This is a genomic window from Spirosoma aerolatum, assembly GCF_002056795.1.
Classification (GTDB): Bacteria; Bacteroidota; Bacteroidia; order Cytophagales; family Spirosomataceae; genus Spirosoma; species Spirosoma aerolatum.
Window position 1 is genome coordinate 7,701,443 of sequence record NZ_CP020104.1, and the last position, 24,846, is coordinate 7,726,288.

A 24,846-nucleotide genomic window follows, 5' to 3' on the forward strand; every position below is an offset into this window, starting at 1 on the left:
AATTAATATGCCGTTGATTCGTTCTTCCTATCCGGGCCCACCCGCTTATCAATATAATGGGCACCTTCAAACGATTATCCCGAGCCTGACGCGCGTGGTCGCTGGTGTTACCTATGAGCGTGAACGGCTAACACTCAGTGATGGCGACTTTATCGATCTAGACTGGATCGATAAGGGACAAAAGCAACTGCTTATTCTAACGCATGGGCTGGAAGGCGACAGCAATCGGCAATATATGCGTGGTACAGCCAAGTTGTTTTCCGAGCATGGATACGATGTGCTGGCCTGGAATTGTCGCTCGTGCAGTGGCGAGATGAACCAGGCGTTTCGGCTTTACAATCATGGTGAAATTGGTGATCTGGGCGAAGTCATTCAGCGGGTGCTTCAACGAAAAGCCTACCATAAAATCGTGTTAGTGGGCTATAGTATGGGAGGTAACATTACGCTGAAATACCTTGGCGTGCATGGAAAGCAACTTCCTCAGCCAGTGAAAGGCGGGATTGCTATTTCGGCTCCTACAGATTTGGGCGCTAGTGCTGTATTGCTCGATAAGGCGGCAAATTGGTTCTACCGAAAGCGGTTCATGAAAAAACTGATTGTTAAAATCAGTGAGAAGGATGCCCGATTTCCGGGTAGGCTGGATATGAGCAAACTACAACAGGTGAAGCAATGGCGCGACTTCGATGAGTTTTTTTCGGCACCAGTCAACAATTATCGGGATGCGAATGATTTTTATACCCAAGCGTCGGCTGTCAATTTTATGCCGGGTATTGCTGTGCCTGCTTTACTGCTGAATGCCCAGAACGACCCACTCCTTTCGCCCGAATGTTCGCCAGTCTGGTTAGCCGAAACACACAAACAGATTTTTCTGGAAACGCCACAAAAAGGTGGGCACGTTGGTTTTCAGGTTGTTCGGGATGAGTATACCTATGCTGAGCGAGCGGCTCTCGCTTTTGCTCAAACTATCTGCTAGGTTGTTTTTAACTGGAAGCAATACGAATTAATTCGTTGATCTGAGTGATAATCGAAACATTGCCAGGTGTCTCTATGTCTTGCCCTACAACCTGATAGCCAGTAAGCATAACTTCGGCCTTAGGAAATGTGCTGGCTAAGCGGTTGACAAAGTGCTGTACTTCATGGTTAGCCAGTGAAGAGGTCAACACAGTAAACAGGTAATCGGGCTTATATCGGTCATAGGCAAAAGCCAACTCCCTAAATGGTAAGCTCTGCCCGAAGTAAATAACTTTGTTCGACCTCGACCGGATAATGTAGTGGGCAAATAACAGACTGATCTCATGGTATTCCCCTTCGGGTAAAAACAGCATGTATTTTTTACCATTAGCTGGCTGAGAAATTAACCCATCAATAGCAACAATAAGCTTTTGCCGGATCAGACTAGTTATAAAGTGTTCCTGGGCAGGGCCTATTGATCCGGTTACCCATAAGATGCCAACGCGACTTAGAAAAGGATAAATGACGTTCAGATAGGTATTTTCGAAACCAAACTGGCGCGTATTGGCAAGCATGACTTTTTCAAACTGCTCTTCGTCCAGATCAATCATGGCAAGTGCGAGCGCTTGGATTTGATCCGGGAAGCTAAGCGGCTTTTCCGAAATCTTTACCACTTCCTGATACAGTTCCTGCGGAGATAGCTTCGAAATCTCTGAAATCTTATAACCGTGATCCTTTAATAAGGCAATGTTCAATACGAGTTTAAGATCCTGATCGTCGTAAGTACGAATGTTTGTATCGGTTCGTTGTGGGGCGAGGATAGCGTATCGTTGCTCCCAGATGCGTAACGTATGCGCTTTAATACCAGAAAGTTGCTCTAAATCTTTAATCGAGTAAGTGCTCATACGATTGAAGGGCTCAGTTGGATAGTCTCAAAACTGGTTTGGGGTTAAATGTGTGTGCAAAATACAACACCAGAAAAATTATTTTTGTTTAACGTTCACACTCAAAACATAAACAAAAGGAAAGTTTATTATTTGGTTATGCGCTAGCCGAATTGTAGAATGAGGTAATGAGGGATTAAAGATAATACTTGTGGAGCTACTAGGATTAAGCATATAAATGAGTGAGTCGATACAGAAAGAATTCCACATTCCGAACTACACGGAAGTGGCTACGAAACACCTTAATCTTGACATTCAACAATTCGGCCGAGGCATTGGTGCTGGGAGTATCAAAATAGTTCAAAATCGTCTCGCAGTGATTCTGAATGGAACCGGCCACTGTATTAAAGGCTTTACACCCTTTTCATCTCATTGCTTCGACCTTTAGATTTGCCCCTGCACCAACCCAATGAGTTTATCCCTGATGCTTTCAAAATGAGACTCAACAACTTACTCAATTCATAAGCCTGCACCAAATCAGCATATCGGTCAAATAGCAGATGGGCTCGCTCTTGCTGGCCGGTCGTCCAGGTGACCAATTTTTTATGAAGCACATACCGGCTGCGAGCCAGTAGTTTTTTGAGCGTATTACTGTTGAAAATTCGCCATGGGATAAGCTGGTTTCATCCAGAGAGGTGGATAGAAATAACATCCACTGCTTAGCCTGAGATCGATGAAACCAAGTTGAAAATCCGCTCAGTTCGGTTCGGTATTGTCAGGCAAGCTGATTACTATCAACCTCCTACAAACGGCCAATAGTAACTTCCGTTTTTCACCAGCGGTCTACTCATCGTTCTTCTCTTCCATATACAGATGATTTATTTCTGAAGCGGATTCGACGCGTGTTAATGGTAATAAGTCAGGATGAAATCTGGTAAGAGATATTTGACTAAGGGCAAGAAACTTTCCAAAACGAGCTAGACTTGGGTAAGATCACAAACCTAGAAAAATACAACACACTCCATAACTTTTTTAGTTGATCCGCTTTTCCCACTTTTGAGATTGATCCCGTTCAAGAAGGTTGTACCTATATTGACCAAATAAAAAGCCGCTACGACAAAAATTCGTAGCGGCTTGACTTTCAGAGTAGCGGGAGCTGGACTCGAACCAGCGACCTTTGGGTTATGAGCCCAACGAGCTACCAACTGCTCCATCCCGCGATGTTTGGACTGCAAAAGTACGGTAACTTTCTGATAAAACAACTATCTTTGTAAAAAAAAGTTTACGGTCGATCTGAAACGTTTTTGTTGGATCGGGAGTTATTTGCTAAAGCCACTGGTAATCAGCCGGTGGGATCACCTCGCATGAACACGGAAATCATCGAAAATTTTCCGGCCAACCATAAGGCCGGCTTCGTTAGTATCGTCGGCAAGCCCAATGTAGGTAAGTCAACACTGATGAATCAGCTTGTTGGCGAGCGTCTGTCAATCATCACTTCTAAAGCACAAACCACTCGCCATCGCATTATGGGAATCCTGAATGGTACCCACGATGGCCAGGAATTCCAGCTTGTTTACTCCGATACACCGGGCATTATCAAGCCACAATACAAACTTCATGAGTCCATGATGAGCTTTGTACGTGGCTCCATCGAAGATGCGGATGTGGTTTTGTTTGTGACGGATATTTTTGAGCAGCATGACGAAAATGATGTCATTGAACGACTACAAAAATCGGAAGTACCTATACTCCTGCTTATTAATAAGATAGACCAGGCAACACACGATCAGGTTACCGAAAAGATAGCGTATTGGGAGGCCCATTTCAAAGCTCAGGAAATCATACCGATCTCGGCGTTGAACGGATTCAATATCGATAAGGTATTTGACGCTATTTTCAATCGGCTACCTGTGCATCCGCCTTATTTTCCGAAAGATGAATTAACCGATAAGCCGGAGCGATTCTTCGCTTCAGAAATCATACGGGAGAAGATCTTTCTGAACTATAAAAAAGAGGTGCCGTATAGCAGTGAGGTTATTATTACCAGCTTTAAAGAGAAACCAGATATTATTGTTGTTCAGGCTGAAATACTGGTTGAACGCGCTACCCAACGCGCTATTTTACTTGGAGAAGGTGGTAAAATGATCAAAAAAACGGGCATAATGGCCCGGGAAGAGCTCGAACGCTTCTTCGGCAAAAAAGTATTTCTCGAACAATTCGTCAAAGTAGAACCCGACTGGCGCCAGAAAGAACGGATGCTCAAACGGTTGGGGTATGATGAATAAGTATTAGGAGCGAGAAGCGAGGAGTAAGAATGGCCGGGTCGCGCAGGCTGGCACGAAAGCAATAGAATGCGTTAACCATTCTCACTCCCCGCTCCTCACTCCTCACTCCTTAATAAAAATGGCAAATATTGTTGCAATTGTGGGTCGCCCCAATGTGGGTAAATCTACGCTGTTTAACCGCCTGACTGAGCAACGCCAGGCCATTATGGATAACCAAAGTGGGGTTACCCGCGACCGGCATTATGGCACGGCCGAGTGGAATAACAAATATTTTACGGTTATCGATACCGGAGGCTATGTTGTCGGATCCGAAGATGTTTTTGAGGAGTCTATCCGCGAACAGGTTGAAATAGCGATACAAGAATCGACGGTTCTGTTGTTCGTTGTCGACACGCAAACGGGTATAACTGGCCTCGACGAAGATTTTGCCAATGTGCTTCGCCGGTCGAAAAAGCCAATTTATCTGGTTGCTAATAAGGCTGAAACCATCGAGCGAACACATGCCGCTGCGGAATTTTACGGTTTGGGATTAGGTGACCCCTACCCTATTTCGTCCGCAACTGGCTCAGGAACAGGTGATTTACTAGATGAAGTTGTCAAGCACTTCCAGACCGATGGGGTAGAAAACCCGAATGCTGGCATTCCTCGTGTAGCTATTCTGGGGCGCCCTAATGTGGGCAAATCATCTTTTCTGAATGTATTGACTGGTCAGGAACGGAGCATTGTCACTGATATTGCCGGTACCACCCGCGATGCTATTGATACACGTTACCGCGCTTATGGTAAAGATTTTATATTGACCGACACGGCTGGCATCCGACGCAAAGCGCGAATTCAGGACAACATCGAATTTTATTCTACCCTGCGCTCGATTAAAGCGATGGAAGAATCGGATGTATGCATCATCCTTCTTGATGCCACACGCGGTCTGGAAGCGCAGGATTTAACCATTATTGGGCAAGCCGTTCGGGCCAGAAAAGGCGTAGTCATCATGGTAAACAAATGGGATGCCATTGAGAAAGACTCCCGAACCGCCGATGTGTGGCGAAAAGAGATGATCCAGCGGATGATGCCCATTGATTATTTGCCTATCATTTTCGCATCGGTTCACGAAAAGCAGCGCATTTTTCAGGTAATGGAGAAAGCGATGGAGGTGTACGAAAATAAAAGCAAGAAAATAGCCACTTCGAAACTGAATGAGGCTATGCAACCTGAGATTGAACGGTATCCGCCCCCAGCGGTCAAAGGAAAGCATATTAAAATCAAATATATGCTTCAGGTACCAACGCCTTCTCCAACGTTTGTTTTTTTCTGTAACCTGCCGCAATATGTTCAGGAATCTTATCAGCGATTTCTGGAAAATAAGCTGCGCGATCATTTTGATTTTACAGGTGTGCCGATCACCTTATTTTTCAGGCAGAAATAGGACGAAACCATAGGTAAAGGGGGAGGGAGTTGATCACACAACGGACCTCCCCCTTGTTCTTTACCACCTGGCATTAATCAGGTTTGCGGCCATCAATGAAGTTACGTTTTTGTAGTCCTTTTTCCTGATTATGCCATGAGCAGCTTCTCCATATTGATGCTGTTTCGCTTATTACCTGCTTAATAAAAATAAAGTAATTACTGCAATAAGCGCTAAGTAATTACCGCAAATTTTTGCAGTAAAGTTGTGCCTAATCTTCCTTTGTTACTTACTTATTGGTTACCAGTCTAAGTGTTATCGGTGTACTCTTGTTACACTTGTTTGGGTAAAATAACCATTAAATAAAGTTACACTCACTTTCAGGATGTTAGTTCTTTACATATGTCAATTTTCGGACTATATTTCGCTCTATTACCCACTGTTAACAAAACACTCCTATGGCAACTGAAAAAGTTTTAGATGAAGAAAAGCGGATCGATAAAGCGGCCTACGTACTAAAAGCGGTGGCCCATCCTCTCCGAATTAAAATCATTCAAATGCTGAATGAAAATAAAGAGCTGAACGTATCAGCGATTTATAAAAACCTAAACGCTGAACAATCGCTGATTTCCCACCATCTGATCAATATGCGTGATAAGGGGATACTCGAAATCCGACGTAGTGGTAAGAACATCTACTACTTTCTGGTAGATACTGCCGTCGCTGAAATTATCGATTGTATTTACAAAAGTAAGCTTGTTTAAACACATTACCGTTAAAATAACACACCGTAAAGCAGAACGTTAATAAGTGGGTTATTAGATTCTCTTTTATGGTGTGTTATTTTAACGGTTCACCCGAACAATTCACCCGTCCGGAAGTTGGGCATGATACCCAGATGACGGTATGCTTTCTCGGTTGCCTCTCGTCCGCGAGATGTGCGTTTCAGAAAACCTTCCTGAATCAGAAACGGCTCATAGACCTCTTCTATCGTTTCAGCCTCTTCACCACAAGCGGTAGCAATAGTTGTGATACCTACCGGCCCCCCCTTAAACTTATCGATGATCGTCATCAGAATACGATTGTCCATATCATCCAGACCATTCTGGTCGACATCCAACGCACTTAAAGCAATTTCGGCAATAGCGACGTTTATATAGCCATTTCCTTTTACCTGAGCAAAGTCGCGGGTACGACGCAATAAGTTATTGGCAATCCGTGGTGTTCCCCGGCTCCGCCGGGCAATTTCAAAGGCTCCTGCCTCGTCAATAGGTGTTCCCAGAATAGCCGCTGACCGTTGAACGATACTGGTCAGAAGCTTTGCATCGTAATACTCTAACCGGCAGCTAATGCCAAACCGAGCCCGTAGCGGTGAAGTAAGCATACCAGCACGGGTTGTTGCGCCAATTAAGGTAAATGGATTTAGCTTGATCTGAACGCTCCGGGCGTTCGGGCCCGAATCAAGCATAATATCGATTTTGTAATCCTCCATTGCCGAATACAGATACTCTTCCACAATTGGGTTGAGTCGGTGAATTTCGTCAATGAATAAAACGTCGTTTGGCTGAAGATTGGTCAAAAGGCCTGCCAAATCGCTGGGTTTGTCCAACACAGGCCCAGAGGTCATTTTTATGTTGGCATTAAGCTCGTTGGCAATAATGTGCGACAGCGTTGTTTTACCCAGCCCTGGAGGCCCATGAAGCAATACATGGTCGAGTGCCTCCCCCCGTTGCATAGCAGCCCGAACAAACACTTCAAGATTTTCAAGCACTTTTTCCTGACCCGTGAAATCTTCGAACGAGAGTGGTCTGAGTGCGCGTTCAATTTCTTTGTCGGTAGCGGTCATGCCATCGGCCGAACCTTTCAAAAAGTCGTTTCGCATGGTTTTGATACATACAGACCCGGCCATTTTTGATAGCCTGAACAGCTAATTATGACCGGGTCGTTTATGTCAAATATACGAAAAAAACTGGAGAAAACCGCTATCGGATGAGCAATACCGACCCCCTTTTTGTGACCCGTCCACGTTCAGGAAATGACTCACTTTTGTAGGTCACCACGTAGGGATAAAGCATGGATGGATATGTAGAGCCATGGTAGGTTCCGTCCCATTTCTGCTCAGGATTATCGCTGGCAAAAATTACTTCGCCCCAGCGATTATAAATTCGGAATTCGTAATCGGTAACATACGCTGTAAATATTTGCAGCACATCGTTTACACCATCATTGTTGGGCGTAAAGGCATCTGGAATATTTACCCGAGGCTCACATAGGTTAAGTACTCGCGTCGAACCTATTGCCGTGCAACCCAATGGGTCGGTCACTTTGACCTGATAATCGCCTGCCCGGTCTACAAGTATGGATCGGGTAGTATCATTTCGGTTTACCCAAAAGAACTTTAATCCAGCGGCACCACCGGCTGTAAGTGTGGCCCGTCCCTGATCACCTTCACAAAGCGAAGCCTGTTGAGTAAGGGAGAAAGGTGGCGGTGGCCGCTCACCGACTCGAATACTACTTCGCCCTTCACAACCGGACTGAGTATTTCGAACGGTCACGCTATACGAACCCGGTTGGGCGATGGTTATACTTGGGCTTGTTGCTCCGGTACTCCACTGGTACACATTACCAGGGATATCACCCGATAACGGAGCCAACACAATCGTAAGGCCATTACACTTGAGCGTATCAGGGCCTAATCGAGCAAATCCAGTACTATCGAGCCCGACCTTAATACTATCTTTCAAGGCTTTACAGCCCTTGTCATCTACGATCTGAACCTTGTAAAGGCCGGGCGATACCTGACCCAGCACAGGTGATGTAGCAATGACCGTATTGTTCGGTCCATACCAGCTGTAACTGGCAGCAGTTCCTCCCGTAACCGTTATACTAATGGTTCCACTGTTCGGGATACTACACAGGGCATCTTTTATCAACGGATTAATCGCGAGTTGATTCTGGGGCGACTTCAATGTGAAAGCGGTATCGGCCTTACAGTCGTGCAATGTATCGGATACGGTCACCGCATACCCCCCTTCAGTAAGGCTTAATTGCTGACTCCCTACCCCCGTAAGAATACTGCCATCGGCCCGTGTCCAGTTATATTCGTACGTTCCGGCTGGAGTCGTTGTCACTTGTATGGCTCCATCGGCCGATGTACAGGCAGTGGGACCAGTCAGGTTAGCAGCCATGCGCAGTTTGGGCAATTCGGCCACACGAATAGTATCCGAGTTTTCGCAAGTGGTTCCATTTACCGTCGACTGGGCTGTAACCGTATACGTACCTGCTTTTGTTACATTAATTGAGCGGGTCGTTTCTCCATTACTCCACTGAAACTGAGTCCACGTTTGCTGGGGGACTCGTATAGAGACGCTGGATCGATAACAAAATACCGTATCGGGGCCCAAATCGAGTGAGGGCGTAGGTTTGATCTGGACCTCTATGGTATCACTTTTAAAACATTCGCCATTGGCAGCCAGCCCTACCACAATGTAGTAACCGGGCCGATCGAGGGTGATGGTCTTTTGCCTGCTCGCGATAGCCCCATTCACCAGCCAGACATACACTTTTGCCTGCACTTTTATATCTAGCGTAATGCCTTTCTTATTACATATCGCCGTATCGGCACCCAGATTTATATCGGGCGGTGTTTCCAAAATGGTTAGGGTATCTTTGATCAGAGTGTCTTTACAGATACCACCTGTGCTAGTCCGGGTAATAATCCTAAGCGTAGGATAATAGACCCCCGGTTTCGCGTATCCATGAGTAACAGGCTGAGCCGACGTTGTTGAATAGGGACGGCTACCATCCCCAAAATCCAGTGTATAGGCTTCTTTTAGTTTGGGGCAGTTGGGCCCTATGGTAAATACCGTGGGGGCATTAACACAGGTATCGGCATAGGTAAGTCCCGGCCCACTCGACTGATCATTAAAATTTGCAACCAGGTTCGGTAATCCCAACTGGCTTGTTTTTCCACCAAGCGACTGTCCGTTTGGGGTAAAAATCAGGCTATCAAGCAAACCCCCGTTTGGATTCTCGATGGTTGCTAGTGAGTTGCTTCCTTTTACAGCCACATAAATTCGTCCGTCGGGTCCAATCTGTATAGATCCATATTGCCTGGTTGTACTACTATCGACAACCGTTTTTGACTTTGAGACCAGGGAGTCCGTTTGCGTCAGATCATATTTCAGAATGTAGGATGCACCCTTCTGACTACCATTCGAATTGGTATCGGCCAGCATCGTTACATACAGGCTCTTTCCATCAGGCGAAAACTCAGCCCCATAGGCTTTCGGAGGGGTAGGGCCCAGATCGATCGTTCGTTCGTATTTCAATACGCCCGTTGAATCGTTAAATGTATAAATTTCAACGGAGTTTTTGGGAGGACCCGGAATCACAACTGCCATGGGTCGATTGCCTTCATTACCACTAGTTGTATCGGCTGGACCAATTTTAATATACCCTTCGGCATTCGACAAGGAATCCAGTACCTGCCCTCCCGTATAGGTTACCGGGTCAGCACTTTCGCCACGAGTCAGGTGTCGAACTTCGAATTTATTGGTTCCATATATGCGAGTGATTACCCAATAGGTGGAGTCACGTTTGTTCTCAACCGATGCCGCCTGCTCAGTTCCCTGGCCCGAGAGCAGGATATTTTTTTCGACAATCGCCCCTTTACCCCCATTCTGACGCATATCGACTACACTATACGTCAATGTTTTTTTACCACGAATTTCAGAAGTGGTGTACACATAGTATAGGTATTCGCAACCCCGGCAGGTTGGTTTGGGAACAATCAGAGCCGATTGCGTTGAGCGAGGACTACCATCTAATGGTATCTGAACCGCATTTGTATCGCCTGGTACGAGGGACTTCAATGGTTTACCGTCTTTCCCATAAATGGTGATGCCATCGGTATAGAAAAGCAAAATGCCTTTGGTATTGGCAATTGATGATGAGCCCTCTATTGTACTTAAACTACCATCCGTGATCGGTTTTGGGGTTCCACCTCCGCTAAAATCCAGACCTGCATTCTGCCCAAAATACCACTTTACCCCCTGAGATTCCTTCTTTTCACCGCATACATCTACATTGATACGATTCTGGTAGGAACAGCCATTGGGGCTGATAGCTTCCACCGAATAGCATCCAGAACTATCAACCTGAATAGACTGCGTTGTATCGCCTTTAGGATACCAGATATAGCGAAACCCTTGCTGCGTTGTACCAGCATATGGATCGAGTGTAATGGTTTCCCCTTTACAGATGGTTGTATCGGTACGCCAGTTTGTAAAGGAGGGCGGGGGCGTACTCACGTTTATATTCCGCTCGCTGGTCTGGGTTACGCCATTAACGGTTCGGGTCAGTGTGACTGTATAAAAACCCGGTTGTGTATACACGTGCTTGGCTACTGAGTCCCGTTGCTTCGTAAGCGTAGTTCCATCGCCAAAATTCCAGACATGCGTAGTGGCTTTAATAGCCGATGTATCTGTAAACGTAAGGGAATCGGTCCCGCACTCCTGGTCAGGAATACAGGCCTTTCCACTAATTTTGAACCCTTGAGCCCAGGACGTAGTCAATCCTGCTACTAGAAATAGTAAGGCCCAGAGTCCGACAACACGAATAGTACTGCTAAAACTTAACATGAACAAACGCTGAATATAGCCGCCTTCCCAATTTCAGTCCCACAACATAACAACAGCGGGGGCATTACGTTAGTATAAACGATAATGATTCCTTAAAATTTTATCGTCTGATTGTCACAACTACCCTTAAAATCCGACTAATTTTATAGGGTGTGCATCATTTAGTACTCCATTTGCGTTCATAACGTTGCAACCAAAAAGTTGGCCCAGTCTTTGCCTGATTCTGCTCATATGATTAAGAAATACATACTGACCATTTTGACACTGGCTTTGAGCCGGGCGGCCTTTGCGCAAGACCCCCAGTTTACCCAGTTTTATGCCGCTCCGCTCTACCTGAACCCAGCGTTTGCTGGTTCAGCGCTGGCTCCGCGCATTACCGCCAATTATCGAAATCAATGGCCAGCGATTACAAACTACGTAACAACGATGGTTTCGGTCGACCATTTTTTCGAAAAATACAATAGTGGCGTGGGTCTTTTGATTCAAAATGATAATCAGGGTCAGGGAAGGATTCAATCTACCGATATAGGGTTGCAATATGCATACCAATTTCAGGTAGGCGAAGCGTCGTTTGTCCGCTTGGGCTTACAAGGCTCGTATGTCAGTCGAAGCATCAATTACTTCGGCCTTACTACAGGCGATCAGTTCACTGACCGTGGCTTCATTACGGGCAGCGTTTCCAACGACCCAGTCTTGCTGGCGAGTGGACTCCCACCTCAAAAATACGTCGATTTTTCGACGGGTGGCCTTTTTTATTCAGATTGGTTCTGGGTGGGTTTGTCAGCGCACCACATCAATCGGCCCGATCAGGGGTTTTTCATCGGGGGGCGTGAACGGCTGCCCGTTAAAACCAGCATCCAGGCAGGGCTTCGCATTCCGCTGATGGGCTTTACGGGGCTAGCCGACGAACTGGATCGTGAAATCAGTATCTCACCCGTGGTGATGTACAAACACCAGGGCAAATACGACCAATTGGATTTGGGGGCTTATCTGACTTATTCGCCGTTGACGATCGGTGCTTATTACCGGGGAATTCCCTTCAAAAAATACGACCAGACCCTCAACAACCATGATGCAGTAGCCGCTCTGATTGGCTGGCGCATGGACAAGTTTTCGATTGGCTACAGCTATGACGTAACTATCTCGACACTTGGCAATAGCGGTGGTTCGCACGAACTATCGATCTCTTATATTTTCGACAAGCCTGAGGGCCGCCGAGCCGGCGTAAAACGACGTGATAAGAAACTACCTTGTCCGAAGTTTTGACAAGAGCATCGCACCCATGAGTACGCTTCGCTAAAACTCGTATCTTTACTCAAATCCAAAGAAACAGCCGATGAGCGTAACGTCCCGGGCGAGGTCACGAAATTCGCTGCCATCCTCAAGAATTCCTTCCTCACTGATCTATGAAGAAATTGATGGTATACCCTATTTCTATCGGGGCTATCGATCTGTTTTATCGCGAAAAAAAACGAAGGAAGATATTATGGGGGCAAGTGCCTTACAGTCGGCAATTGTGTCATTACTCATTCACATTCTTTATAAGTACCTACCTTTCGATGATTATTTGATTGCCACCAATGAGCCTGGTCTTCACTTAGCGACAGGAAATAATCTATCGAACGATATTGCCGTATTTGACCAAAGCAGTTTGCCCACCCCCCTTGACGATAAGTACTTTTCGGTACCCCCAGAGTTGTGATCGAAGTCGATGTAAAAATAGAACTCCCGACCAACGTTAGTGAAACTGAGTATGTGTATGATAAAACCCAGAAAATGCTCGACTTCGGTGTACAGAAAGTCATCTGGGTTTTAACGAAAACTCGTCGAACTCTTATTGCCCAGCCTAACCAACCCTGGCTTCTAACGGATTGGGATACTTCGATCGAAGTCCTATCAGGTTGTCATTTCGAGTTGAACCTACTTCTTCGATCGAAAGGAGTCATTTTGTGATGCACACCCCATACCAACAGCTATTTGGTCACTCAGCCGATTTCGAAGTAACCTACCGACTGTTTTCTCCAGAAGAAGTAGGCCGAAAACTACCTCCTTTTCAAGGAATACGATGGGACTTTCTCTATGAAGAGTTCCCTAGTGAGGGTTTTATGATCTATCCTGAGATAATAGACCCACAAACAAACGAGATATTTCCCTGTGGCATTCCAATTCCGCAGTATGGTATAGCTACCATGTGGATACTTAACAGTAACCTCCGCACTCTTCATCAGCAACGCCTTAAAGCCGGTACACGTGGATATTTTATGGAGGGCCCTAAAAAAGTAGGCGTATGTGAGGTCTCTAGGATTCTAGGCCTACATAGTAACCCTATACAATGATTGCCGGAAGATAAACTCCCCTATGAAGCAACCATTGTATAGGATCAAGTAAATTACCCCAGCTTCTTATACTTTATGCGGGTTGGCGTGGCCTCGGTACCCAAGCGTTTACGACGGTTTTCTTCGTATTCCGAGAAATTGCCCTCGAACCAGTACACTTGCGAATTACCTTCAAAAGCCAGAATATGCGTGGCAATCCGATCCAGGAACCAGCGGTCGTGACTGATCACGACGGCACAACCCGCAAAATTTTCCAGACCTTCTTCCAAAGCCCGTAACGTGTTCACGTCCAGATCGTTGGTCGGTTCGTCCAACAAAAGTAGGTTAGCACCTTCTTTTAGGGTCATCGCCAGATGTACGCGGTTCCGCTCTCCACCCGACAGTGTCCCAAGCTTCTTCTCCTGATCTGATCCAGTAAAGTTAAAACGACCTACGTAAGCGCGAGCGTTCGTTTGTTTACCACCCAGCATAATCCATTCATTCCCCCCCGAAATGGTTTCAAAAACCGTTTTATTCGGGTCAAGGCCATCATGCTCCTGATCTACGTAAGCGACTTTTACGGTTTCGCCCACGGCAAAAGTACCCGTATCAGGTTTATCGCGCCCGGTGATGAGCTTAAATAGTGTCGTTTTGCCAGCACCGTTTGGGCCAATGACGCCTACGATTCCCCCTTGTGGTAACTGGAAACCTAAATGTTCGAACAAAAGCCGCTCGCCAAATGCCTTCGAAACCTCTTCGGCTTCAATCACTTTAGCACCTAGTCGTGGACCTGCTGGAATGAATATTTCAAGCTTTTCGTCGCGTTGTTTGGCATCTTCATTCAGCAGTTTTTCGTAAGCGCCCAAACGCGCTTTCGACTTAGCCTGACGGGCTTTTGGAGCCATCCGCACCCACTCCAACTCACGCTGAAGCGTCTTTTGCCGTTTTGATTCAGATTTTTCTTCGCGAGCCAGTCGATTTTGTTTCTGCTCCAGCCAGGACGAATAATTGCCTTTCCAGGGAATACCTTCACCCCGGTCGAGTTCGAGAATCCAGCCTGCTACATTATCCAGAAAATAGCGGTCGTGCGTAACGGCGATAACCGTACCCGCATATTGCCGCAGATGTTCTTCGAGCCACAGAACCGACTCCGCATCTAGGTGGTTGGTAGGCTCATCGAGCAGTAATACATCGGGCTGCTGCAATAATAGACGGCACAACGCAACCCGGCGTTTTTCACCACCCGACAGATTATCGATCAAGGCGTCGGCTGGTGGGCAGCGAAGCGCGTCCATAGCCCGTTCGAGTTTCTGATCCAGTTCCCAGGCGTTGTAATGGTCGAGTTTTTCCTGAACTTCACCCTGCCGGGCAATCAATTTATCGAAATCGGCATCGGGGTCGGCGAAGGCCTCATTGATTTCGTCAAATTCTTTCAGGAGATTGACTACTTCCTGTACGCCTTCTTCTACCACTTCACGAACCGTTTTGCCCGATTCGAATTTTGGCTCCTGTTCGAGCATTCCTACCGAATAACCTGGTGAGAAAACAACTTCTCCGGTATAATTTTTGTCTATACCTGCAATAATGCGTAGCAGGGTCGACTTACCAGAGCCGTTTAAGCCTAAAACGCCAATTTTTGCACCGTAAAAAAAGGAAAGGTAAATGTTCTTTAGGATTTGTCGGTTAGGCGGAATATTTTTACTCACGCCAGCCATAGAGAAAATTATGGTTTCCTGACTCATTAATTTCTAATAGATTTGTAGTTGGCATTAATCCTCAAATTTAACCCACAGCGCAGCCTTAACCAAGCACAGTAATGGAAAACGCTTCACTGGTAGATGAATACGGTTACGTCAAAGACGGAAAGGTATTTTTGAAAGGCTACCTGAATTATGAAGATCGCCAGATTGGCGAAGTAAAACGGACCGAGCAGGAAGCGCTCGATTATTTTAAAAACCGCTTCATTATTGCGGAGAACAAAGTCAGCCAGTTGGAGAGCGATATTGCCGAAGCGCAGAACAAAGGCTCTTATCTGACCAAGCTGGTTCAACTTCGCAAGAAACTCCTCGGGTTTGATGCACTAGGTGACTTCCCGCCCCTCCTTGAGCGGCTGGATGAACAAGAGAAACTGCTGGCCGACCTAATAACGGTCAATCAGCGTAAGAACTACGACATCAAGAAAGCCTTGATTGCCGAAGCAGAAGCTATTGTTGACAGTAACGACTGGCGACCTACTGCCGATGCCCTCCAGGAAATCAAGACGAAATGGATCAAGACAGGTCCGGTTGATAAGTCGGTTGAGGCTGAGGTTGAAGGTCGTTTTCAGGAGCTATTGGACGGTTTCTTCCAACGCCGACGCGAGTTCTTCAATGAACAGAACAAGGTCATTCAGGAACGTCTAGAAAAATACGACGAACTGATCCGGCTTGCTTTCCGGGCCAATCGTCTGGGCGATCTGGACGCTGCTTTTCAGGAAGTACGTCGGCTCAACAACGCCTGGAAACAGGTGGGCGAAGTACCCATCAAGAAAAGTGGCAAACTGTACAAGCAGTTCAAAAAAGCGACGACGATGTTCTACGCGAAGTACAACGACGCGAAGGGCATTGTTATCCAGCCGAAGATTGACCCGCGAATTGAGGCTCAAATGAAAATGGCCGACGAAGCCGAACGTCTGTCGAAACAGTCGGATATTTTTGCGGCTGCCGACCGGGCGAAAGTCCTGTTGAATAGTTGGAAAGAAATTAAGGTTCCCTTCAAGTTGCAGGATAAGGTCCTGAATGAGCGGTTCCGGTCGGCCTGTGACAAGATTTTTGAGTTGAGCTACCTGGGCCGTGTGTTAACTCGAAAATATCCTGCTTTTGAATTGAAAAGTAAGGCGGAGCAACTACGGACCAAAATTCGGGAGATGGAGTACCTGATTAAACGGGAGAAAAATGACCTCCAGTTTGCGCTACAGGATGCGGAAGGTCTTGACCCGAATAATGCAGAAGATAAGATGATTCTGAACAAAATTGGCACTCAAAAACGCAAAATTGCCATGAAAGAAACCATTCTGCGCGAATTCCAGAAACAATTGGAAAGTGTAGGATACTGATTAACAGGCAGGAGTTATCCCCTATAATGAACGTGCCACGGTTTCAGAACCGTGGCACGTTTCGTTTTACCGAATTGTTATTGGGCTATGGAAACAAACCTGAATAACCCCGATTTTTTAACGTCCGACACTGACTTCCGGGCAGCCATTGTCCCCGGCAAATTTGTCCGGCTGGAGTATTTGACCGGCTTAAATGAGTTTATCAAAGCCGATGCACTCATCAAACAACTATCGTACGAGAATGGCGCTGAATGGCTTGAACTGGCCACTGGCGAAATTATTCCGCTCGACCGAGTTGTAAGCATTTCGGGTAATTTATCTCCGCGTTATCCCGGCTATGGCAATTACTCCTGTGATTGCTGACCGTTAGTCAATCCTATCAAAGCCACAATACGGTACGAGAACGTTCGGAATCCGAATACCTTCTGGCGTCTGATTATTTTCCAGAATAGACGCCAGAATACGCGGCAAAGCTAACGCAGAGCCATTGAGCGTATGCATCAGTTGCATCTTACCCTCCAATTTCGAGCGCAGTTTTAGCCGGTTGGCCTGATACGTTTCAAAATTCGATACCGAGCTAACTTCCAGCCAGCGCTGTTGAGCAGCCGACCACACTTCCATATCATACGTCAATGCTGATGTGAAGCCCATGTCGCCCCCACAAAGCCGTAAAACCCGGTAGGGTAATTCCAGCTTTTGCAGTAACCCCTGCACATGCTGGCTCATGTCTTCTAGTGCAGCATAGGAATTTTCGGGTTTCTCAATCCGCACTATTTCAACTTTGTCGAACTGGTGCAGGCGGTTCAGCCCCCGTACATGCGCTCCCCAAGAACCCGCTTCACGTCGGAAACAAGGTGTATACCCCACATTTTTAATGGGCAGTTGGGCCTCAGGCACAATGACATCGCGGTAAAGATTCGTAATGGGGACTTCAGCCGTCGGAATCAGGTAGAGTTTATCTTCCGTTATGTAATACATCTGGCCTTCTTTATCGGGTAACTGTCCCGTTCCAAAGCCCGAATCTTCATTGACAACAATAGGCGGTTGCACCTCCAGATACCCGGCTTTCAGGGCTTCATCGAGGAAAAAATTGATCAACGCCCGCTGAATACGCGCCCCCTTGCCTTTGTAAACCGGAAAGCCAGCGCCCGAAATTTTAACCCCCAGCTCGAAATCGATGATGTCGTACTTTTTGATTAGCTCCCAGTGCGGTTGTGCGCCTTCATAAAGCGACGGTTTCTCGCCATTTTCCAGTACAACTTCGTTATCATCAGCCGAGCGCCCTTCGGGAACGCTGCTATGCGGAATATTCGGGATAGTTACCAGAACAGCCTGCAAATCGATTTCGATCTGACGGAGCGTTTCTCCCAGCACTTTCGAACGGGCCTTCAACTCGGCCGTTTCCGCTTTAGCGGCATCAGCGGCAACTTTATCCCCCGCTTTCATTAAGGCCCCAATCTGACCTGCTTTGGCGTTTGACTGCGCCAATACATCATCGAGTTCACGTTGTGTATCTCGCCGTTGCTGATCGAGCATTAGTACCTGATCAATAATAGCTTCGGCATTCGCGAAATGCCGTTTATGAAGCCCTGTTAGTACAGTTTCCTTATTCTCACGGATAAAGGGTAATTGAAGCATTAGCTTTTGTCGATAATACGTTTGATTACAGCTATAAACTCTTCTGTTTGTGGAACTAAAGGCAGGACATCTTCGGCTGTGAATATGACAAAATCCTCATAGTCACTAAAGTTACGTTCATTAAATAACTGAGCGTAAAACCTCCACCATTCTACTGTTAATAAGCCTGTTTTGACAAAATGCAACTCCAGCATCGCTTTAGCGCCGGAGTGAGCTTTCACTTTTATGTCACACTTGAACAACAAGGCCGATACTGCATGAAAAGCAGCATAATACAAACGATTTATAGCCACTTCCCAATCTTGTGCCGCAACTAATGTTTGATCAGCCTTAAAATCCTTATCGGCCTTGAGCAATCGAAAAGTAACGATTTCATCTTTTGTGATGCTCATAGTATGCGTCCATCCTGTTTGATATTCTGATAACGCGAGGTCAATTCCAGATTTTGCCAGGCTGCTTTATTTTGAATAACTGTTTCTATGACGCGCTCGCTATCCAGTTCAAGATAAAATAGATTATCACGCATTCGCCTTTTGAACGATTGATCAACTACGTTATCTGTAAGCACTAAGAAATCCCAATCGGAGTCGCTTCTGGCATCCTTTCGCGCTCGGGAGCCAAACAACCATACCTCAGCCTTCGGGTCTATGTCATGGACATACCGTTTAACTGCCTGCAAAAATTGTCTGTCCGTCATCGTCATTGTATAGATTAGATAATACCAGATAGCCAAACTACTAGAAAGAGAAAATTAGGCCGAAAACAGGCCATCGTTTAGTGCATTCAGGGCATCTGCTTTGTATTTGCCATGAACTAATAGCGACAGATTACTTTCCGTACCACCATACGAAATCATCCGAATCGGGATGTTTTTCATTGCGTTAAATACCCGAACAGCTACCCCTTCATTATCAGCGCTGAAGTTCCCTACAATACAGATAATCGTCTGATCGTAATCGGGTTCTTCCAGCGTACAGAATGTGCTAAGTTCAGCTTTAATTTCATCGATTCGCTCCGTATTGTCGATTGTGACGGACACCGAAACTTCGGAGGTCGTAATCATATCAACAGGCGTTTTATACTTCTCGAAGATCTCAAAAATCCGGCGCAGGAACCCATAGGCGTTCAGCATCCGGGTCGAGTGAATGTATAACGCGGTGATGCCGTCTTTAGCGGCAATTGCTTTAAACACCTGATCGCTCGTGCGGTCGGCAATGAGCGTACCGGGGGCACTGGGGTCCATGGTGTTTTTCAACCGCACGGGTACGCCAAACATACGGGCGGGCGTGATGGTAGACGGATGCAAAATTTTAGCACCGAAATACGCCAGTTCAGCCGCTTCGTCGAACGTCAGTTCCCGAACGGGGAACGTGTTTTTGACAATGCGCGGATCGTTGTTGTGCATCCCGTCGATGTCGGTCCATATCTGGATTTCTTCGGCCCGAATGGCACCACCAATCAGTGAAGCGGTATAATCTGACCCACCACGCTTGAGGTTATCGACTTCACCCCGTGGGTTTCGACAGATAAAGCCCTGCGTAACAATGATCTGCTTATCGGTATGCTGCGGCAGCATCTCGGCCAGTGTCTGCTCTGTAAACGCAATTTCAGGCTCATTATCCGCATCAATCCGCATAAACTCCAGTGCAGGCAGCAGCGTGGAAGCTACGTTCTCCTCGTCCAGATAGGCCTGGAACATTTGGGTACTCAACAGTTCACCTTCAGCTACAAGTTCTTTTTCCTGTTTGAGCGTGAACGGTTTGATGCGAGTCAGCGACCGGATAAAGGCAAATTCATTATCAATAATTTTCTGTCCGGCTGCTTTGCCCTGCTCGGTCCTATACAGTTCGGCAATAAAGCCATCGTAGTGCGCCTTGAGCGTATCGATTTTGGCATTCGCATCGGCGTCGTTGTTTACTTTCAACGATTCTCCAATAGCTAAGAGGGCATTCGTTGTACCCGACAAAGCTGATAGCACGACAATTTTTCGGGTGCTATCTTCAGTAACCAAATGGCGGATGGACTGCATACGTTCCGGTTTCCCAACCGACGTACCGCCAAATTTCCAGACGTGCATTTTTAATTAGTGAAAGAGTGAATGAGTGAAAGAGCGAACAAGTTGAGAGCATAAAATCGCTCTTTCACTCATTCACTCTTTCACTCTTTAAAACTTGCTATAAACCTGTTCTTGTAATCCAATCATTTTGATGGCAGTGATAGCGGCTTCATCGCCTTTGTTACCGTGTTTACCACCTGCCCGGTCGAGTGCCTGCTGTTGGTCGTTGGGTGTCAGAACACCGAAAATAACGGGCTTTCCAGTTTTCAGGCCAACGTTGGTTAATCCCTGAGCTACAGCATGATTGATGTAATCATTGTGCTTGGTTTCCCCCTGAATCACGCAACCCAGGGCGATAACGGCGTCAATATCATCGCGCTGTGCAAACCATTGGGCGCCCAGCGTTAGCTCATAACTACCAGGTACGTTTCCCCGGACAACGTTTTCGGCTTTAGCTCCGTATTGCAACAACGTTTGATGAGCCCCTTCAAACAAAGCTTCGGTCACTTCACTGTTCCATTCGGAAACTAGTATCGCAAACCGGCGTTCACTGACATCGGGTAGGTCGTTGGTCGAAAATACACTCAGACTTTTTGCAGCAGTGGCCATTCTGAACCTGGATTTAACTGATTAATGGATTTTCTGGATTTTGTTTGAATCGGATTTTTATCGATCAAAAAGATATACCAACCTGCCTCTAAAACCAACCAGAAGCAAAATCGCGTACATCCTTAATCTGCGTGCAGATTTAATCCCGCCGGGCGGCCGGAGCGGCTCTGCCAATAAAAAAGGACAAAACCGGCTTCGGCTTTGTCCTTTGCTGTATTGATTGGATCAAGTACGCTTACGACTCACCGACGGTAGCTTCCAGTACGGATTTGTACTTTTTAGCACTACCTGCCTCGGCGGACTGAGCATACTTCTCAATAATTTCGTTGTATGTATCGATAGCCTTATCATTCTGTTTAGCCTGTTCATAAGCAACAGCCAATTTCATCAGATAGCCAGGCGTAAAGTACTTATTCGACTTATAATCAGCAGCTTTCCGGTAATAGTCAGCGGCCTCATCGAAGCTTTTCTTTTCCATGTACGCATCACCCGTGAGTGCATAGGCCCGCGCCTGAACCAGCAGATCAGATGAGCTGAATGCTTTCAGATGTTCGATCGCATCATCGTACTTACCCTGTTTCAACAAGGCAATACCCGAATAAAACTCAGCCAGATTACCGGCTGGTGTAGAGCCGTAATTGCTTGCCACAGCCAACAGGCCAGGGCTTTTACCGTCGCCATTCAGTGCTTTCTTGGTTGAATCGGCTTCGAGTTGATAAACCGATGGGAACATTTCGACCTGGGCCGTATCATCCTGCTCGCTGATATAGTAGCGATAGCCGAAGTAACCAACCACCAGCAACAAAATACCGCCCAGTACCCCAAACACGATGTTTCGGTTCTGTTCAAAAAAGTCTTCGGCCCGTTCTAACTGACCAGCCAGTGCGTCTGGATCTTCCAAAAACTCCAGTCCGCTATTCTTTTTGCTCATGCTTTTGCAATTTGGACTGCAAAATTAGGAATATTTACCATTATGAAAAAGGGTAATTATCAAAACTTTACGAATCCAGTCCGTTTTGTAATTCAATATCACGTACAGACATAACCTCCGACGAACGCACTTCCCGAATTTGATGCGGTAATAGGGTCTCTACTGCCACGGATTCACCCGTAAGTGTCACAAATTCAACTTCGTAGGCTTTACCGCCATTGTAAACGGTTAAAATGGTTCCAACATCCCCGACCTTCAGGCGTCCATCTGCAATCTCTTCCTGAAGTACGACTAAATCATACTCGCTCATAGACTCATATACTGCTTCAGAAAAAGAAACGCTCGACATTGCATCTTGTTTTGTTCATAATTAAATAACTTTGCCGTGCTAATCTTCCAGGGGTGCCCCAAACAACGGGCTGAGATTATACCCATTGAACCTGCGCAGGTAATGCTGTGAAGGGAAATGTGCTCATAGGCTACGTCTGTGAGTGTTTTTACAAATATCATACCAATAACAAGGTAGGTTTGGCCCCTTGCCTATCGTAACCATTTTCAGTCATGAAAAAAGGTACGACCTATCTTACCAATTCTAGTGTCCTGGTAGCCTTGCTGCTACTCAATCTGCCTGCCTGGGCGCAATTTTTTATTTCAGGTAAAGTATCTGATGCCGACGGCGGTACACTACCAGGTGCAGCCGTTATGCTGGAAGGCACCTACAAAGGCACCTACACCGACGTAGCCGGAAATTTTCAACTGGCCAATGTGAAACCGGGATCTGTATCCGTAAAAGTTTCACTGCTGGGCTACGAATCCCAAACGCAAACTGTAACGCTAAGTCAAAATACGACCATCGACATTAGACTGACCAAAACGGCAGTTGCAGTCGATGAAGTCGTGGTCAGTGCGACGCGCGCGAATCAAAAATCGGCCATTGCCTATAGCGATGTAACTCGTCGGGATCTGGACAAACTGAATCTGGGTCAGGATATTCCACAGTTGCTCAACTTTACCCCTTCTATCGTGACCACCTCCGATGCCGGAACGGGTGTTGGTTACACAGGCATTCGCATACGAGGCTCCGACGCGACGCGGGTTAATGTGACCTTGAATGGTATACCCTATAACGATGCCGAATCGCAGGGAACGTTTTTTGTCGATATGCCCGACTTTGCTTCTTCGGTCAGCAGTATCCAGATTCAGCGGGGCGTCGGCACATCGACCAATGGGGCCGGAGCATTTGGGGCATCCGTGAATATTCAGACGAATAAACTGGAAGCGAATCCATACGCCGAAACCAATGCATCGGCAGGTTCTTTTGGCACTCGTAAACTGAACGTACTAGCCGGAACGGGGCTGCTCAACGGTCATTTTGCTGTGGACGCCCGTTTATCTACTATTCACTCCGATGGCTTCATCGACCGGGCTTTTTCAAATCTAAAATCCTTCTATCTGTCAGGTGGGTATTATGGCAAAAAAGGATTTGTCCGGCTCAACGCCTTTTCGGGTCAGGAGCAGACCTATCAGGCCTGGAATGGTATACCGGAAGACATTCTGAAAACGAATCGGACTTATAACGCCTTTACGTACGATAACCAGACTGACAATTATCAACAGGATAATTACCAGCTTATTAGCTCCTATGAACTTAGCAAAAACTGGCGGGCTAACCTTTCCTTTTTCTACACGAGGGGAAAAGGGTATTATGAGGAGTTCAAACCCAATGACAGCTTCAGCAAGTACGGTTTACCCAACGTAATCATAGGCGATTCGACCATCAGTAAGACCGATATTATTCGCCGGAAATGGCTCGACAATGATTTTTACGGCACGGTGTTCTCGTTTGATTACAATAGCTACGGGAAACTGACGGCAAACATCGGTGGAGGCTGGAACCAGTACCAGGGTGGTCATTATGGTGAGATCATCTGGGCTCGAGTGGCTGGCAATACGAACATACGGGATCGCTACTACAATGACGATGCCATTAAGACCGACTTCAATGTGTATGCGAAAGCCTTTTACCAGTTCAGCAATCGGCTCAATGGTTTTCTGGATTTGCAGGTACGAACGGTCGGCTATTCGTTCTTAGGGTTCAACAGCCAGTTGCAGAATGTGCAGCAGAACGCCAATCTGACTTTTTTCAACCCTAAAGCAGGCCTGACTTATTCCTTTGACGATCAGAGTACAATATATGCATCGGTTGGCGTTGGGCACCGTGAACCCAACCGCGACGACTATACGCAATCGACACCCGCAAGCCGTCCCAAACCCGAGCAACTCCTCGATTACGAAGCCGGTTACAAACTCCAGACTGAACAGCTAGCCTTTACCGCCAATCTGTATTACATGGATTATAAAAATCAGTTGGTCTTATCGGGTCAGTTGAACGATGTGGGGGCCTATAACCGGGTGAATATCCCCAACAGTTACCGCGCTGGTCTGGAGCTGGAAGCAGGTGCCCGATTGGCTAAGCAGCTTCGCTGGAACGTGAACGCAACCTTTAGCCAGAATAAGGTCAAGAATTTTACCGAGTATCTTGATAACTACGACAACGGTCTTCAGGAGGCCCGTCAATACAGCCGAACCGACATTTCGTTTTCGCCCAATGTGATCGCAGGCTCACAGCTCCTATTCACTCCCGCCAAAGGATTGGAAGTAGGGCTTTTATCAAAGTATGTCGGAAAGCAATATCTCGACAATACCTCGAATGAAAGCCGGAAGTTGAATCCCTACTTCACCAACGATATTCGGTTGATTTATACCCTAAAGCCGAAGTTTGCTAAGGAACTGGCGTTCACGCTACTTTTCAACAACATTCTGAATGAATTGTACGAATCGAACGGATACACCTATGCCTACATCTCGGAAGGAAAGGTGTATGCCGATAATGCCTATTACCCACAGGCCGGGCGAAACGTTCTGGCTGGCATCCGGCTCCGGTTTTAGAAAAGTTAAAGGCTTCTTGTTGTGATGTCGGTTTTCAGAAAACCGACATCACAACAAGAAGCCTTTACCAGTGCCGCAATTCATGGC

Annotated in this window: 22 protein-coding genes and 1 tRNA gene; 9 read left to right on the forward strand and 14 right to left on the reverse strand. The window is 46.5% G+C overall.

Annotated features, from left to right (window positions below; all coding sequences use genetic code 11):
• The first annotated feature begins 7 nt into the window (after window positions 1–7).
• Window positions 8–973 carry a YheT family hydrolase gene (locus B5M13_RS32115; protein WP_080059544.1) on the forward strand — a complete coding sequence of 322 codons (966 nt, stop codon included), beginning with the start codon at window positions 8–10 and terminating at the stop codon, window positions 971–973.
• Window positions 974–980: 7 nt separating this feature from the next.
• Here B5M13_RS32115 and B5M13_RS32120 read toward each other — a convergent pair whose 3' ends face one another.
• The 4 genes from B5M13_RS32120 to B5M13_RS32130 form a co-directional block, all read right to left on the reverse strand.
• Window positions 981–1,856, reverse strand: coding sequence for a MerR family transcriptional regulator (locus tag B5M13_RS32120; RefSeq protein WP_080059545.1), 876 nt, complete (start codon window positions 1,854–1,856; stop codon window positions 981–983).
• 205 nt (window positions 1,857–2,061) lie between these two features.
• Entirely contained in the window at window positions 2,062–2,235 is a 174-nt protein-coding gene (locus B5M13_RS34490) for a transposase (protein ID WP_155297370.1), read from the reverse strand.
• 13 nt (window positions 2,236–2,248) lie between these two features.
• Window positions 2,249–2,449, reverse strand: coding sequence for a hypothetical protein (locus B5M13_RS34495; protein WP_170061226.1), 201 nt, complete (start codon window positions 2,447–2,449; stop codon window positions 2,249–2,251).
• 533 nt (window positions 2,450–2,982) lie between these two features.
• Window positions 2,983–3,055: transfer RNA gene (locus B5M13_RS32130), tRNA-Met, on the reverse strand.
• Window positions 3,056–3,199: 144 nt separating this feature from the next.
• Between B5M13_RS32130 and era the strand changes: the two genes are divergently transcribed.
• The 3 genes from era (at window position 3,200) to B5M13_RS32145 (ending at window position 6,289) form a co-directional block, all read left to right on the forward strand.
• Window positions 3,200–4,120 (forward strand): GTPase Era, encoded by a 921-nt coding sequence (gene era / locus B5M13_RS32135; RefSeq protein WP_080060169.1) that lies wholly within the window; start codon window positions 3,200–3,202, stop codon window positions 4,118–4,120.
• 118 nt (window positions 4,121–4,238) lie between these two features.
• Window positions 4,239–5,546, forward strand: coding sequence for a ribosome biogenesis GTPase Der (gene der / locus B5M13_RS32140; RefSeq protein WP_080059546.1), 1,308 nt, complete (start codon window positions 4,239–4,241; stop codon window positions 5,544–5,546).
• 437 nt (window positions 5,547–5,983) lie between these two features.
• Complete coding sequence (locus B5M13_RS32145; protein ID WP_080059547.1) at window positions 5,984–6,289, forward strand: ArsR/SmtB family transcription factor; 306 nt, start codon at window positions 5,984–5,986, stop codon at window positions 6,287–6,289.
• An 89-nt stretch (window positions 6,290–6,378) separates the two neighbouring features.
• Here B5M13_RS32145 and ruvB read toward each other — a convergent pair whose 3' ends face one another.
• On the reverse strand, window positions 6,379–7,407 hold the full coding sequence (ruvB, locus tag B5M13_RS32150; protein WP_080060170.1) for a Holliday junction branch migration DNA helicase RuvB: 1,029 nt from the start codon (window positions 7,405–7,407) through the stop codon (window positions 6,379–6,381).
• A 100-nt stretch (window positions 7,408–7,507) separates the two neighbouring features.
• On the reverse strand, window positions 7,508–11,167 hold the full coding sequence (locus B5M13_RS32155; protein WP_080059548.1) for a PKD domain-containing protein: 3,660 nt from the start codon (window positions 11,165–11,167) through the stop codon (window positions 7,508–7,510).
• A 231-nt stretch (window positions 11,168–11,398) separates the two neighbouring features.
• Here B5M13_RS32155 and B5M13_RS32160 point away from each other — a divergent pair, with 231 nt between their 5' ends.
• Both B5M13_RS32160 and B5M13_RS32165 read left to right on the forward strand, forming a co-directional pair.
• Complete coding sequence (locus B5M13_RS32160; RefSeq protein ID WP_080059549.1) at window positions 11,399–12,433, forward strand: PorP/SprF family type IX secretion system membrane protein; 1,035 nt, start codon at window positions 11,399–11,401, stop codon at window positions 12,431–12,433.
• Between the two features lie 70 nt (window positions 12,434–12,503).
• A complete protein-coding gene (locus B5M13_RS32165) occupies window positions 12,504–12,869 on the forward strand; it encodes a hypothetical protein (RefSeq protein ID WP_080059550.1) in 366 nt (121 codons plus the stop codon).
• A gap of 687 nt (window positions 12,870–13,556) precedes the next feature.
• Here the strand turns inward: B5M13_RS32165 and ettA are convergent.
• Window positions 13,557–15,224: an energy-dependent translational throttle protein EttA gene (gene ettA / locus B5M13_RS32180; protein WP_080059553.1), complete on the reverse strand. Its 1,668-nt coding sequence runs from the start codon at window positions 15,222–15,224 to the stop codon at window positions 13,557–13,559.
• A 74-nt stretch (window positions 15,225–15,298) separates the two neighbouring features.
• Between ettA and B5M13_RS32185 the strand changes: the two genes are divergently transcribed.
• On the forward strand, window positions 15,299–16,576 hold the full coding sequence (locus tag B5M13_RS32185; protein ID WP_080059554.1) for a DUF349 domain-containing protein: 1,278 nt from the start codon (window positions 15,299–15,301) through the stop codon (window positions 16,574–16,576).
• 87 nt (window positions 16,577–16,663) lie between these two features.
• On the forward strand, window positions 16,664–16,939 hold the full coding sequence (locus B5M13_RS32190) for a hypothetical protein (protein ID WP_080059555.1): 276 nt from the start codon (window positions 16,664–16,666) through the stop codon (window positions 16,937–16,939).
• 3 nt (window positions 16,940–16,942) lie between these two features.
• On the opposite strand, the gene serS is transcribed toward B5M13_RS32190, so the two are convergent.
• The 7 genes from serS to B5M13_RS32225 all read right to left on the reverse strand — a co-directional run bounded on the left by serS (window position 16,943) and on the right by B5M13_RS32225 (window position 22,120).
• Window positions 16,943–18,214 carry a serine--tRNA ligase gene (gene serS, locus B5M13_RS32195; protein ID WP_080059556.1) on the reverse strand — a complete coding sequence of 424 codons (1,272 nt, stop codon included), beginning with the start codon at window positions 18,212–18,214 and terminating at the stop codon, window positions 16,943–16,945.
• Complete coding sequence (locus tag B5M13_RS32200) at window positions 18,214–18,606, reverse strand: HEPN domain-containing protein (protein ID WP_080059557.1); 393 nt, start codon at window positions 18,604–18,606, stop codon at window positions 18,214–18,216. Before B5M13_RS32200 ends, serS begins: the two co-directional genes overlap by 1 nt.
• On the reverse strand, window positions 18,603–18,911 hold the full coding sequence (locus B5M13_RS32205) for a nucleotidyltransferase domain-containing protein (RefSeq protein ID WP_080060171.1): 309 nt from the start codon (window positions 18,909–18,911) through the stop codon (window positions 18,603–18,605). The genes B5M13_RS32200 and B5M13_RS32205 overlap by 4 nt, the downstream gene beginning before the upstream one ends.
• Before the next feature lie 54 nt (window positions 18,912–18,965).
• Entirely contained in the window at window positions 18,966–20,291 is a 1,326-nt protein-coding gene (locus tag B5M13_RS32210) for an aspartate kinase (protein WP_080059558.1), read from the reverse strand.
• Between the two features lie 87 nt (window positions 20,292–20,378).
• Window positions 20,379–20,879 (reverse strand): 6,7-dimethyl-8-ribityllumazine synthase, encoded by a 501-nt coding sequence (gene ribH, locus B5M13_RS32215; protein ID WP_080059559.1) that lies wholly within the window; start codon window positions 20,877–20,879, stop codon window positions 20,379–20,381.
• A gap of 235 nt (window positions 20,880–21,114) precedes the next feature.
• Window positions 21,115–21,810, reverse strand: coding sequence for a tetratricopeptide repeat protein (locus B5M13_RS32220; RefSeq protein ID WP_080059560.1), 696 nt, complete (start codon window positions 21,808–21,810; stop codon window positions 21,115–21,117).
• 67 nt (window positions 21,811–21,877) lie between these two features.
• A complete protein-coding gene (locus B5M13_RS32225; protein WP_080060172.1) occupies window positions 21,878–22,120 on the reverse strand; it encodes a DUF4926 domain-containing protein in 243 nt (80 codons plus the stop codon).
• A gap of 251 nt (window positions 22,121–22,371) precedes the next feature.
• Here B5M13_RS32225 and B5M13_RS32230 point away from each other — a divergent pair, with 251 nt between their 5' ends.
• Entirely contained in the window at window positions 22,372–24,759 is a 2,388-nt protein-coding gene (locus B5M13_RS32230; RefSeq protein ID WP_080059561.1) for a TonB-dependent receptor, read from the forward strand.
• Window positions 24,760–24,846: the final 87 nt, after the last annotated feature.